The sequence below is a fragment of the Aeromonas salmonicida subsp. salmonicida genome (genome assembly GCF_001643305.1).
GTDB lineage: Bacteria > Pseudomonadota > Gammaproteobacteria > Enterobacterales > Aeromonadaceae > Aeromonas > Aeromonas salmonicida.
In genome coordinates, this window is the sequence record NZ_LSGW01000110.1 from 32,583 (window position 1) to 45,269 (window position 12,687).

The window sequence follows — 12,687 nt, forward strand, 5'->3', positions numbered from 1 at the left end:
GTCAGTGCACCCTTTTTTCAGAGGATAGTGGAGAGATACCAGCGGGTGATGCTATCGCCCCAGAGCAGTGCGATCCAGCCTGCGATGGCGAGATAGGGGCCAAAGGGGATGGGTTTGCTCTGGTGATGGTTGCGCAGCAAAATGAGGCCAATGCCGAAGATGGCGCCGACCAGAGAAGAGAGCAGCAGTACTATGGGCAGCGCCTGCCAGCCAAGCCAGGCTCCCAGCGCTGCCAGCAGTTTGAAGTCCCCATAGCCCATGCCCTCCTTGCCGGTAAGCAGCTTGAAGGCCCAGTAGAGGCTCCACAGCACCAGATAGCCTGCCATGGCGCCGATGACAGCATCGCCGAGAGGCACGTATCCGCCCAGCAGGTTGAACAGCAGCCCGCCCCACAGTAGCGGCAAGGTGAGCTGGTCCGGCAGCAGCATCTTGTCCAGATCGATAAAGGTGAGCGCCACCAGCACCCAGGTCAGCAGGAGGGCAGCCAGCGTACCCCAGCCAGGGGTGAGCGTCATGGCAACCACCACAGAGAGCAGCGCGGTCAGCAGCTCCACCAGCGGATAGCGAGCCGAAATGGCGGCCTGGCAGCCCCGGCAGCGACCTTTGAGCCAGAGCCAGCTCAGCAGGGGAATGTTTTCCAAGGCCGTTATGGGGTGATTGCAGCGAGGGCAGCAGGAGCGCGGCACCATCAGATTGTAGCGCTCGTCATCTTCTGGCTGCGGCGTGTCTGAACTGAAATAGCTGCGATATTCGGCCTGCCACTCCCGTTCCAGCATGATGGGCAGGCGGTGGATCACCACGTTGAGAAAGCTGCCGATCATCAGGGAGAAGAGAAAAACCAGCGAGAAGTAGAGCCATGGCAAGCCGTGTGCCAGCTCGAGAAGAAGTGTCATAACCAACCGTCTGTCATGAAATTGGGAAAAGGGCATGCCGTTGTGAGTGCACACCCTCGCGGATCAGCCTACCACGTCACCCAGCTTGAAGATGGGCAGGTACATGGCGACGACCATGCCGCCGACCAGTACACCCAGCACCACCATGATGAGAGGCTCCAGCAGGCTGGTGAGGCCGTCGACCAAGTCATCGACCTCTTGCTCGAAGATGGTCGCGACCTTGGAGAGCATATCATCGATGGCGCCTGACTCCTCACCGATCATCACCATCTGGATCACCTGTCGGGGAAGAGATCCACGGTGCGCATGGCCACGTTGATCTGCATGCCGGCTACCACCTCGTTGCGAATGGCCATGACGGCGGTACGATAGACATAGTTGCCTGAGGCGCCGGCGGCCGAGATCAGTGCATCCACCAGGGGTATGCCCGCCGAGAAGGTGGTGGAAAGGGTGCGGGCGAAGCGGGCCATAGCCGCCTTGTGCAGTATCATGCCCACCACGGGAATGGTGAGGATGAACTTGTCTGTGTTGTCTTTGACCTTCTGGGACGCGCGCCACGCTCGTACATAAAGGAAAATGCCAAGCCCTATCCCGCCAAAAATCACATACCACCAATTCTGCATGAAGCGGGAGATGCCGATGACAAACTGGGTGAAGATGGGCAGCTCGGCACCAAAGCTCTTGAAGATGTCCTCGAACTGCGGGATGACGAACAGCAGCAGTATGGAGGTGACGACGATGGCGACCAGGATGACCATGGCCGGATAGAACATTGCCTTCTTGATCTTGGACTTGAGCGCTTCCGACTTTTCTCTGTAGGTGGCGATGCGATCGTAGATGGTTTCCAGCGCGCCGGATTGCTCGCCCGCTTCCACCAGATCGCAATAGAGCGCATCAAAGTGGCGAGGGTGGCGGCGCAGGGCATCTGACATCGGGGTGCCTGTCTCCACATCCGCAGCTATCTGGCCCATCAGCTCGCGCATCGCGGCTTTTTCATGGCTGCGGGCTATGATCTGCAGGCTCTGCACCAGAGGTACCCCGGCGGAGAGCATTGTGGTGATCTGACGGGAAACGATGGCGATATCCATCGGTTTGATCCTGGCGCCACCCTTGGAAAAAAGCCCCTGGCTCTTTTTGCTCACTCTGGTGACATTGACCCCCTGCTTGCGCAGTTCGGCCTTGACCGTATTGATGCTGTCGGCCTGTAGCTCGCCGGATACCTTCTGACCCTTGCGATTTACCCCGCTCCAGCGGAAGGCAAAGACTTTCTTGGGGGCATTCTGTTTTTGCGTTAGCGTTGCCATCACTGCATCCTGCAATTGGGCGCTGGCATCCGACTCTCTTGTTGTCTGGATGCCCTGGCCTGATGGGAATCGTCAAGGACGCCGGTTCGGCATCACCTGGATCAGTCAGTCTGATTGGAAATGGTCTGTCAGTTGGTGGTCACCCGGTTGATCTCTGCCAGGCTGGTCACCCCCAGGCGGGCCTTCTCCAAGCCCGAGACACGCAGGGTTCGCATCCCCTCTTTTTGAGCAATCGCTGCAATTTGCAGGGAGTTGGCTCCTTGCATAATCAATTTTGCAATGTTTTCAGACATTAGCATGATTTCGTAGATACCGACCCGACCCTTGTAGCCCCCCGAGCACTCTTTGCAGCCTACTGGCTTGAACAGGCGCAAGCCGGCGGCCAACTGCTGCTGGGTGAAGCCCAGCTCCAGCAATTCAGCTTCGGGCACCACTTCCGGTGCCTTGCAGTGATCGCAGAGCTTGCGAGCGAGGCGCTGGGCCATGATGAGGGTCACCGAAGAGGCGATATTGAAGGCCGGGACCCCCATGTTCATCATCCGGGTCAGGGTTTCGGCTGCCGAGTTGGTGTGCAGGGTGGAGAGCACCAGGTGGCCGGTCTGGGCGGCTTTGATGGCAATCTCGGCGGTTTCCAGATCCCGGATTTCCCCCACCATCACAACGTCGGGATCCTGGCGAAGAAAGGATCGCAGGGCGCTGGCGAAGGTCAACCCCGCCTTGGGATTGACTTGTACCTGGTTGACGCCTGGCAGGTTGATCTCCACCGGATCTTCGGCGGTTGAGATGTTCACCTCTGTGATGTTGAGAATATTGAGGCCGGTATAGAGAGAGACCGTCTTGCCAGAGCCGGTCGGGCCCGTCACCAGTATCATGCCCTGGGGCTTGGAGAGGGCACGCAGATACTGTGCCTTCTGCCGGTCGTCGAAGCCGAGCTGTTCGATATTGAGCCGCGCTGCGGAAGAGTCCAGCAGACGGATAACGATCTTCTCGCCCCACATGGTGGGCAGTGTGTTGACCCGCATATCCATGGATTTGTTGCGCGACAGCTTTAACTTGATGCGACCATCCTGGGGCAGCCGTCGCTCTGCGATATCGAGTCGCGCCATCACCTTGAGGCGGGCCGAAAAGCGGTTGGCCAGATTGACCGGCGGCGTCGCTATTTCGTGCAGTATGCCGTCTATACGAAAGCGGATACGGTACTTGGTCTCATAGGGTTCGAAGTGCAGATCCGAGGCGCCGCGCTTGATGGCATCCATCATGATTTTATTGATGTATTTGACGATGGGGGCATCGTCATCGGCGGTATTGACGCTCTCATCGAGGCGGGAGTTTTCGTCCGAGACTTCCAGCTCGGAGATCTCCGACTCGTCGATCTCCTCCATGCCGAGGGCATCCTGCTCGCTTTCCATCAGCTTGCCGATGGCGGCGGTGAGCTTGTTCTCTTCCACCAGCAGGGCTTCGGTATGGAGCCCGAAGCTGAAGCCAAAATCCTCCAGTGCCGACACGTTGGTCGGGTCTGACATGGCGATATAGAGGGTGTGGCCCTGGGTGTAGATGGGCAGCACATGGTGTTTTTCAATCAGCTTCTGATTGAGGTACTTCTGCGGGATCTCGGCCAGGTCGAAGGCGGCAAGATCCAGCAGAGGTACCCCATATTCCAGCTCGCAAAAATCCGCCAGCGCCTTGCTGTCGAGGATCTCGTTTTCAATCAGAAATGTCACGAAGGGTTTGCGCTGGGCCTTGGCTTGGCTCAGGTAACGCTGTGAGTCGGACTCACTGAGCAGGGATGAGGCGGCCAGGCTTAACGCCAGGCCGCTATTGGGGCTAGAGGTCATGCGTTAGCAGATGCCTGCGCCTACACATGTGCCAACAGTGCCAGAGGGATTTGGGGCCCAATTGATTTTTCCTGAAGTCAGAGTCGGGACCAGTATATATGTGTATGCTGTGCCACCGAATGATGCAGCAACTCCTTCTGCAGTGATCGCATTTGTTGTGGAATCTACTTTTACTGACTGTACGTTACCGTTGGCACCGGAAACTTCAGCAGGAACACCGTTAGTTCCTGCATCACATCCACCAAGGGAGCCAGTGGTTTGAGCGCATATTTCAATTGCTGTTTTGAAAGGTCCTGTAGCGGAAATAACTTCTGTAAATCTAGCCTTCTGCGTATAGGTCTGATATGCAGGAAGTGCAATCGCCGCCAGAATGGCCACGATCGCGACCACGATCATCAGTTCAATAAGGGTAAAGCCTGATTGCTTCTTCATGTCAAATGTCCTTTTGTCCTTGGTTCCTGAGACGTGCTGGTGGAAAACTATCCACACGTCAGTATCTTATCCGAGCTGTTCGACTTGGCAACAGAGCGCATCGCCTTTGTTAACTAGTTTCCTGTCATTTGCGAAGAACTTGATATAAATCATGGATGAAGAGCCTCTACTGACTCTTTTTGACTGGCGGGATGGGGTCCATCATCACACTCCTTTGCTGAGGGATCCTGCATAAAGAAAAGGCGCCCGTGGCGCCTTTTGCAAGTCCTTCATCTTCTTATATGTCAGCCGAGCCATGATGAGATCGCGAGTCTTTCTCAGCTAGCCTTTTCAGCTAAACAAAGCGCATGGAGAGATCCAGTGCCCTCACATGCTTGGTCAGTGCCCCTACCGAGATAAAGTCGACGCCGGTGGCGGCATATTCTGCCAGCGTGTCCAGCGTCACATTGCCGGAGACCTCCAGCTTGGCACGGCCCTGATTGAGGGTCACGGCTTCGCGCATCATGGGTACATCGAAGTTGTCCAGCATCACTATATCCGCGCCGGCAAGCAGTGCCTGTGCCAGCTCGGCCAGGGATTCGACCTCCACCTCGACCGGTTTGCCCGGATTGAGGCGGTGGGCTTCGGTGATGGCTTCGCTTATGCCGCCGCAGGCAAGGATATGGTTCTCTTTGATGAGATAGGCATCATAGAGACCGATTCTGTGGTTCTTGCCACCGCCACAAGTGACTGCGTATTTCTGGGCGGTGCGTAGGCCAGGCAGGGTCTTGCGGGTATCGAGCAGACGACAGCGGGTGCCCGCCAGTTCGGCCACATAGCGGGCGGTGAGGGTGGCAACACCCGAGAGGGTCTGCACGAAGTTCAGTGCGTTGCGCTCGCCGGTCAGCAAGACGCGGGCCGGGCCGTGCAGGCGAAACAGCTCCTGATTAGGGGAGAGCGGTTCGCCATCTTGCACCAGCCACTCCACCTTTACCTCGCCGCCGAGCTGGGCGAACACTTCATCCACCCAGGGTTGGCCACAGAAGACGCCCGCCTCCCGGGTGATGACCCGGGCGCTGGCAATGCGATCCGCCGGGATCAGCTGGGCCGTGATATCGGCGCTGGCATCCGGTTGATCGAGCTTGGTGAGGGCCTGACCTAGGTCTTCGAGTAGCGCGGCGCGCACGGCGCGGCTGATATCCTGTTGAAACATGCCTTTATTCCTGCAAGGGTCTGAGAAGCAACTGCCTGTCTTTTTGGCGCAATTCCAGCCGGCCGAGGGCATTCATGCCCACCAGGATCTCGTCCCCGCCGGCCGCTGGATTGATAAAGATGGGCAAATCGTACAAGGTCAGCGGACCCATCGCCAGGGTTTCGATCTGACCGGTCTGAACCTGGATGGTGCCGGCTGCCGTGTTGACACGGCTATGGCCGCTGGGGGTCAGTCCGATGCGCTCGGCCACATGCAGCGGGACTGTGACCCGGGTTGCGCCCGTGTCCAGCAGCAGTTGCACCGGTTGGCCGTTGATGGCACCCTCCAGACGATAATGGCCGCTGGCATCGGCTTTGAGCAGCAGCTCGCCGCTGGCGGTCACGGTCGGTTGCGAGCTGTGGTGGAAATAGAGGGTCAGCAGCCCCATCAGAGAGAGCCAGGCCAGCAACCAGAAGCGGCGTGCCATAGGGTGCATATCCTTTCCTGCGTTGGGCAACAGAGGGCTCAGCCTATCACAGTTGCCTGACTGGATTCAGGCGATTGCGGCGACCGTGAGAGGCGGATCATCTTGCTGCCCAGTCGCTCCTTGTCAAGTGCGCCATTCCATTGCAGAACGAGTAGATGATGACCCAGCCTAAAGCATTTTTTTCCATTGATTCAGACGGTTGGTGTGAGCAGGCGCGCAAGGTGCCGTCACCGCACCACAACGAGCGGGCCAGTGTGGACGATATCTCCCTGCTGGTGGTACACGGCATCAGCCTGCCGCCAGGGGAGTTCGGCGGTCCCTGGATTGACGATCTCTTTCTGGGCCGGCTCGATCCGACCGCGCATCCCTATTTCGCCAGCATTCATCAGCTGCGGGTCTCGGCCCACTGCCTGATCCGGCGGGACGGTGAGCTGGTGCAATACGTACCGTTTGGCGCCCGCGCCTGGCATTCCGGGATATCGAGCTGGGAGGGGAGAGAGGCCTGCAACGATTTTTCCATCGGCATCGAGCTGGAGGGGACCGACGAGCAGCCCTACAGCGATGCGCAATATGAGGTACTGTCAGGGCTCAGTCGAACCATATCTCGCCATTATCCTGCCATTACTGCGCAACGAATTGTCGGCCATTGTGATATCGCCCCCGGTCGCAAGACGGATCCGGGTGACAGTTTCGAATGGCAGCGCTATCGGCAAATGCTCAACTTTAAGTAAATATTCTAAAGATAAGTTAGTGTTTTTAAAATCAATGGCTTGCCTTTATGGCAGGCCATTTTTTCCTGCTGTTAATCAAATGTTGCCTGTGAGCCAGCTCAAAAATATTGGTCAGACCAATTTCTATGAGCTAAATCATAAATCCCTCTTTTTACCCCTTAAGTGGCAAGGCTGAACCTTGATTCAGATCATCTTTTGGGTGGACTTTTTCCAAGCCCTCTGCTAATTTTCGCCCCATTCATGAAATTGGTAATACCAATTTAACAAAGCAGCCTCATGCCCTATCTCAAGATTACTCAACCCAAGCTGGCCGACGCCATTGTCGCCGAGTTGGAACAGATGATTCTGGAAGGCAGTTTGCAACCGGGCCAGAAGTTGCCGCCCGAGCGGGAACTCGCCATCCAGTTTCAGGTATCGCGCCCCTCCCTGCGCGAAGCCATCCAGCGCCTGGAAGCCAGAGGACTCTTGTATCGCCGTCAGGGCGGTGGCACTTACGTACAAAATGCCTTGAGCAAGGGGATCGCCGATCCCCTGTTCGAGCTGCTCAGCACCCACCCGGAAGCCCAGTATGACCTGCTGGAGTTTCGTCACGCGCTGGAAGGCATCTGTGCCTACTATGCTGCGTTGCGGGGAACCGATGCCGACTTCGAGCGGATACGCAATGCGCAGTCCGCCATCGAGGAAGCCGGCCAGCAAGGTTCGCTGGTCACCGAATCCGCCGCTGTTACCCAGTTTTATCTGGCGGTAGCCGAGGCGTCCCACAACGTGGTGCTGCTGCACCTGTTGCGGGCCATGGGCCCCATGCTTGAGCAGAACATTTTACGCAATAACGAAATTTTGAATCGCCGTCCGGGAGTGGTAGCCAAGATACGTCGCCATCGTGCGCATCTGATCGAGGCTATCCTGTCGGGGGCTCCGGAGCGGGCCAGGGCTGCTTGTCATGAGCACCTGGCCTTTATCGAGGACACCTTGTTGGATATGCAGAGGGAAGACAGCCGGATCCAGCGATCCATGCGTCGGATCCGTCAGCAGGAAAACTAATCCCACAAGGCTTTATTGTCGAATGCTTGCGCCCTTCGCCGTGCAATGCCGTGCAATCACAACAAAATAGGAACCAGCCATGTCTGATATCCTGAAGAACGATGTGGACCCGATAGAAACGCTGGAGTGGCTTGCCTCTCTGGAATCCCTGCTGCGTGAAGAGGGTCCACAACGCGCTCAGTTCATTCTTGAACAACTGGCCGAGAAAGCCCGCGTGAGCGGTGTGGACGTGGCTGCCAAGGCGAATCGCGACTACATCAACACCATCCCGTCCAGTGACGAACCGGCTTACCCGGGCGATCTGGAGATGGAACGTCGCATCCGCGCCATCATCCGCTGGAACGCCATGATGATAGTGCTGCGCGCCTCCAAGAAAGACCTGGACCTCGGTGGTCACATGTCTTCCTTCGCTTCCTCTGCGACCATCTACGAAGTTTGCTACAACCACTTCTTCCGCGCTCGCAGCGAGAAGGACGGTGGCGATCTGGTTTACTTCCAGGGTCACATCTCCCCGGGCATCTACGCCCGTGCGTTCGCTGAAGGTCGTCTTACCGAAGATCAGCTGGACAACTTCCGTCAGGAAGTGGACGGCAAGGGTATCCCTTCCTATCCGCACCCGAAACTGATGCCGGACTTCTGGCAGTTCCCGACCGTTTCCATGGGTCTGGGCCCCATCGCCGCCATCTATCAGGCTCGCTTCCTGAAGTACCTGACCGACCGTGGCATCAAGGATTGCTCCGAGCAGACCGTTTACGCCTTCCTGGGTGACGGCGAGATGGACGAGCCGGAAGCCAAGGGTGCCCTGACCGTTGCCGTGCGTGAAAAGCTCGACAACCTGGTCTTCGTGGTCAACTGCAACCTGCAGCGTCTGGACGGTCCGGTCGTAGGTAACGGCAAGGTCATCAACGAGCTGGAAGGTCTGTTTGCAGGCGCCGGCTGGGATGTCACCAAGGTTATCTGGGGTCGCAAGTGGGATGAGCTGCTGAAGAAAGACACGTCCGGCAAGCTGATCCAGCTGATGAACGAAACCGTGGACGGCGACTATCAGACCATGAAGTCCCGCGATGGCGGCTACGTGCGTGAGCACTTCTTCAACCGTTACCCGGAAACCGCCGCGCTGGTCAAAGACATGACCGACGAGGAGATCTTTGCCCTGAACCGCGGTGGTCACGATCCCCGCAAACTGTTTGCCGCTTTCTCCAAAGCTGCAGCGACCAAGGGCAAGCCGACTGTCATCCTGGCCAAGACCATCAAGGGTTACGGCATGGGCGAAGCGGCCGAAGGCAAGAACATTGCCCACCAGGTCAAGAAGATGGATCTGGGCTCTGTGCGTCACCTGCGCGATCGTTTCAGCCTGCCGGTCACCGACGAGCAGCTGGAAAACCTGCCGTACCTGAAGATCGAAGAGGGTACCGAAGAGCACAAATACCTGCACGCCCGCCGTGCCGCGCTCAAAGGCTATGTACCGACCCGTCTGCGTGAGACTACCACCAAGCTGGACATCCCGGCGCTGGAGACCTTTGGTCCCCTGCTGGGCGAGCAGGCTCGCGAGATCTCCACCACAATGGCGTTCGTGCGTTCCCTGAATGTGCTGCTGAAAGACAAGTCCATCGGCAAGCGCATAGTACCGATCCTGGCTGACGAAGCCCGTACCTTTGGTATGGAAGGTCTGTTCCGCCAGATCGGCATCTACAGCCCGCACGGTCAGCAGTACACCCCGCAAGACCGCGACATCGTCTCCTACTACAAGGAAGACAAGCAGGGTCAGGTTCTGCAAGACGGTATCAACGAGCTGGGCGCAATGTCCTCCTGGCTGGCTGCTGCGACCTCTTACAGCACCAACGACTGCCCGATGATCCCGTTCTACATCTACTACTCCATGTTCGGCTTCCAGCGCGTCGGCGACATGGCGTGGGCAGCCGGTGACCAGCAAGCCCGTGGCTTCCTGCTGGGCGCGACCTCGGGTCGTACCACCCTTAACGGTGAAGGTCTGCAGCACGAAGATGGTCACAGCCATATCCTGGCGAACACCATCCCGAACTGCATCTCCTATGACCCGTCCTACGCCTATGAAGTAGCGGTTATCGTCCAGGACGGCCTGCGTCGCATGTACGGTGAGAAGCCGGAGAACGTCTTCTACTACATCACTACCCTGAACGAAAACTATGCCATGCCGGCCATGCCGGAAGGTGCAGAAGAGGGTATTCGCAAGGGTATCTACAAGCTGGAAACTGTTGCCGGCACCAAGGGCAAGGTACAGCTGCTGGGTTGTGGTTCCATCCTGGGTCATGTGCGCACCGCCGCCCAGATCCTGGCCAGCGAATACGGCGTGGGTTCCGACGTATTCAGCGTCACCTCCTTCAACGAACTGGCCCGTGACGGTCAGGACGTGGATCGCTGGAACATGCTGCACCCGACCGCCGAGGCTCGCGTACCCTACATCGCGACCGTACTGGGTTCCGAAGCCACCATAGCTGCGACCGACTACATGAAGTCCTTCGCTGATCAGGTGCGTGCCTTCGTACCGACCGAGCACTACCGTGTGCTGGGTACCGACGGTTACGGCCGTTCCGACAGCCGTGCCAACCTGCGTCGTCACTTCGAAGTGAACGAATTCTACGTGGTGGTTGCTGCCCTGACCGAACTGGCCAAGCGCGGCGAGATCGACAAGCAGGTTGTGGCTGACGCCATCGCCAAGTACGGCATCGATGCCGACAAGGTCAACCCGCTGTACGCGTAAGAGGATCGAGTGCAGTGCCGGGACACATTGCCCGGCACTGCCTTGCAAAGGTTAACGCGACAGACGCGTAAGAGGATAAAGCACTATGTCCAAACAGATTATGGTTCCGGATATCGGCGCCGATGAAGTTGAAGTCACCGAGATCATGGTGGCCGTGGGTGACAAGGTCGAACTCGACCAGTCCCTGATTGCTGTGGAAGGTGACAAAGCCTCCATGGAAGTACCGGCACCGGCTGCCGGTATCGTCAAAGAGATCCTGATCAAGGTGGGTGACAAGGTTGCCACCGGTTCCCAGATCATGATCTTCGAAGCGGAAGGCGCTGCTGCGCCGGCGCCTGCTCAGGTTGCCGCCCCGGTTGCTGCTGCCGCTCCCGCCGCCCCTGTTGCCGCCGCGCGCAAAGATGTGCACGTACCGGACATTGGTGACGACGAAGTGGACGTGACCGAGATCATGGTTGCCGTGGGCGACATGGTTGAAGCCGACCAGTCCATCATTGCCGTGGAAGGTGACAAGGCCTCCATGGAAGTGCCGGCGCCGTTCGCGGGCCGCGTGGTCGAGATCAAGGTTGCCGCCGGCGCCAAGGTTGCCACCGGTTCCCTGGTGATGGTATTTGAAGTGGCGGGCGCTGCTCCTGCCGCCTTTGCTGCGCCGGTTGAGACTGCTGCTTCCGTGGCTGCTGCCCCTGTTGCCGCCGCTGCCAAAGAGGTCAATGTACCTGACATCGGCGGTGACGAAGTCGAAGTGACCGAGATCATGGTCGCCGTGGGTGACAAGGTCGAAGCCGACCAGTCCCTGATCGCTGTGGAAGGTGACAAGGCCTCCATGGAAGTGCCTGCACCGTTCGCCGGTATCGTCAAAGAGATCAAGGTGAAGGCGGGTGACAAGGTCTCCACCGGTTCCCTGATCATGGTATTCGAAGTGGCTGGTGCTGCTCCAGCCGCTGCCGCTCCGGTTGCTCAGGCCGCCGCCCCGGTCGCTGCTGCCCCTGTTGCCGCTGCTCCGGCTCCGGTTGCCCAGGCTGCTGCTGCTTCCGACTTCGTTGCCAATGACGCCTACGTACATGCCGCCCCGGCTGTACGTCGTCTGGCCCGTGAGTTCGGTATCAACCTGGCCAAGGTGAAAGCCTCCGGTCGCAAGGGTCGCATCGTCAAAGAAGACGTGCAGGCCTATGTGAAGGATGCGGTCAAGCGTGCCGAGTCTGCCCCGGCAGCCGGTACCGGCACTGGCAACGGCATGAGTGTCCTGCCATGGCCCAAGGTTGACTTCAGCAAGTTCGGCCCGGTCGAAGAGCTGGAACTGACCCGGATCCAGAAGATCTCCGGTCCTGCCCTGCATCGCAACTGGGCCATGATCCCGCACGTCACCCAGTTCGACGAAGCCGATACCACGGATCTGGAAGCGTTCCGCAAAGAGCAGAACGCGATGCTCGAGAAGCAGAAGTCGGACGTGAAGATCACCCCGCTGGTGTTCATCCTGAAAGCGGCTGCCAAGGCCCTGGAAGCACACCCACGCTTCTGCAGCGCCCTGTCCGAAGACGGCAGCAAGCTGATCATGAAGAAGTACATCCACATCGGTGTGGCAGTAGACACTCCGGGGGGCCTGGTGGTTCCTGTGGTGCGTGACGTCAACAAGAAGGGCATCTACGAGCTGTCTCGCGATCTGGCCGAGATCTCCAAGAAGGCTCGTGCCGGCAAGCTGACCGCTGCCGACATGCAGGGCGGTTGCTTCACCATCTCCAGCCTGGGTGGCATCGGCGGCACCAGCTTTACCCCGATCGTCAACGCGCCGGAAGTGGCCATCCTCGGTGTTTCCAAGTCCGAGATGAAGCCGAAGTGGAATGGCAAGGAGTTTGTGCCTCGCCTGATGCTGCCGCTGGCCCTGAGCTATGACCACAGGGTCATAGACGGTGCTGACGGAGCCCGCTTCGTCACCACCTTGAGTGGCGTGTTGTCCGACATTCGTCGATTGGTCCTGTAAGTGAGAGGGCGGGCCCAGAGCCTGCCCTTTTTACTTCTCATTTCATTAACAGGATTGTAAACTTGCCCCGTTTTT

9 protein-coding genes and 1 pseudogene are annotated in these 12,687 nt (G+C 58.3%); 4 read left to right on the plus strand and 6 right to left on the minus strand.

From position 1 onward, the window contains the following. Window positions 1-17 precede the first annotated feature (17 nt). The 6 genes and pseudogenes from AXW79_RS20260 to AXW79_RS20280 form a co-directional block, all read right to left on the minus strand. Entirely contained in the window at window positions 18-893 is an 876-nt protein-coding gene (locus tag AXW79_RS20260) for a prepilin peptidase (RefSeq protein ID WP_005314162.1), read from the minus strand. Between the two features lie 63 nt (window positions 894-956). Further along, window positions 957-2,197: pseudogene (locus AXW79_RS20265) on the minus strand (type II secretion system F family protein). Window positions 2,198-2,325: 128 nt separating this feature from the next. Continuing rightward, entirely contained in the window at window positions 2,326-4,032 is a 1,707-nt protein-coding gene (gene tapB, locus AXW79_RS20270) for a PilB family type IVa pilus assembly ATPase TapB (protein WP_005314160.1), read from the minus strand. Between the two features lie 3 nt (window positions 4,033-4,035). Next, window positions 4,036-4,464, minus strand: a complete 429-nt coding sequence (gene tapA, locus AXW79_RS22580; RefSeq protein ID WP_005314158.1) for a type IVa pilus major pilin TapA — start codon at window positions 4,462-4,464, stop codon at window positions 4,036-4,038. A gap of 334 nt (window positions 4,465-4,798) precedes the next feature. Next, window positions 4,799-5,656, minus strand: coding sequence for a carboxylating nicotinate-nucleotide diphosphorylase (nadC, locus tag AXW79_RS20275; protein ID WP_005314155.1), 858 nt, complete (start codon window positions 5,654-5,656; stop codon window positions 4,799-4,801). 4 nt (window positions 5,657-5,660) lie between these two features. Further along, the gene (locus AXW79_RS20280; RefSeq protein ID WP_011898292.1) at window positions 5,661-6,131 is read right to left on the minus strand and encodes a retropepsin-like aspartic protease family protein; all 471 of its coding nucleotides are present in this window, start codon (window positions 6,129-6,131) and stop codon (window positions 5,661-5,663) included. Window positions 6,132-6,280: 149 nt separating this feature from the next. Here AXW79_RS20280 and ampD point away from each other — a divergent pair, with 149 nt between their 5' ends. From ampD to aceF, 4 genes are all read left to right on the plus strand, one after another. After that, complete coding sequence (ampD, locus tag AXW79_RS20285) at window positions 6,281-6,853, plus strand: 1,6-anhydro-N-acetylmuramyl-L-alanine amidase AmpD (RefSeq protein WP_005314151.1); 573 nt, start codon at window positions 6,281-6,283, stop codon at window positions 6,851-6,853. A 276-nt stretch (window positions 6,854-7,129) separates the two neighbouring features. After that, window positions 7,130-7,894, plus strand: a complete 765-nt coding sequence (gene pdhR / locus AXW79_RS20290) for a pyruvate dehydrogenase complex transcriptional repressor PdhR (RefSeq protein WP_005314150.1) — start codon at window positions 7,130-7,132, stop codon at window positions 7,892-7,894. Window positions 7,895-7,973: 79 nt separating this feature from the next. Next, window positions 7,974-10,634, plus strand: a complete 2,661-nt coding sequence (gene aceE / locus AXW79_RS20295; RefSeq protein ID WP_005314149.1) for a pyruvate dehydrogenase (acetyl-transferring), homodimeric type — start codon at window positions 7,974-7,976, stop codon at window positions 10,632-10,634. A gap of 85 nt (window positions 10,635-10,719) precedes the next feature. Continuing rightward, window positions 10,720-12,612, plus strand: a complete 1,893-nt coding sequence (gene aceF, locus AXW79_RS20300) for a pyruvate dehydrogenase complex dihydrolipoyllysine-residue acetyltransferase (protein ID WP_005314148.1) — start codon at window positions 10,720-10,722, stop codon at window positions 12,610-12,612. Window positions 12,613-12,687 lie beyond the last annotated feature (75 nt).

What these genes read in the sequence shown, in the direction of transcription:
- aceF (WP_005314148.1), top strand. Translation starts at nt 10,720, where the DNA reads ATGTCCAAACAGATTATGGTTCCGGATATCGGCGCCGATGAAGTTGAA.
- AXW79_RS20280 (WP_011898292.1), bottom strand. Translation starts at nt 6,131, where the DNA reads ATGCACCCTATGGCACGCCGCTTCTGGTTGCTGGCCTGGCTCTCTCTG.
- aceE (WP_005314149.1), top strand. Translation starts at nt 7,974, where the DNA reads ATGTCTGATATCCTGAAGAACGATGTGGACCCGATAGAAACGCTGGAG.
- tapA (WP_005314158.1), bottom strand. Translation starts at nt 4,464, where the DNA reads ATGAAGAAGCAATCAGGCTTTACCCTTATTGAACTGATGATCGTGGTC.
- tapB (WP_005314160.1), bottom strand. Translation starts at nt 4,032, where the DNA reads ATGACCTCTAGCCCCAATAGCGGCCTGGCGTTAAGCCTGGCCGCCTCA.
- AXW79_RS20260 (WP_005314162.1), bottom strand. Translation starts at nt 893, where the DNA reads ATGACACTTCTTCTCGAGCTGGCACACGGCTTGCCATGGCTCTACTTC.
- nadC (WP_005314155.1), bottom strand. Translation starts at nt 5,656, where the DNA reads ATGTTTCAACAGGATATCAGCCGCGCCGTGCGCGCCGCGCTACTCGAA.
- pdhR (WP_005314150.1), top strand. Translation starts at nt 7,130, where the DNA reads ATGCCCTATCTCAAGATTACTCAACCCAAGCTGGCCGACGCCATTGTC.
- ampD (WP_005314151.1), top strand. Translation starts at nt 6,281, where the DNA reads ATGACCCAGCCTAAAGCATTTTTTTCCATTGATTCAGACGGTTGGTGT.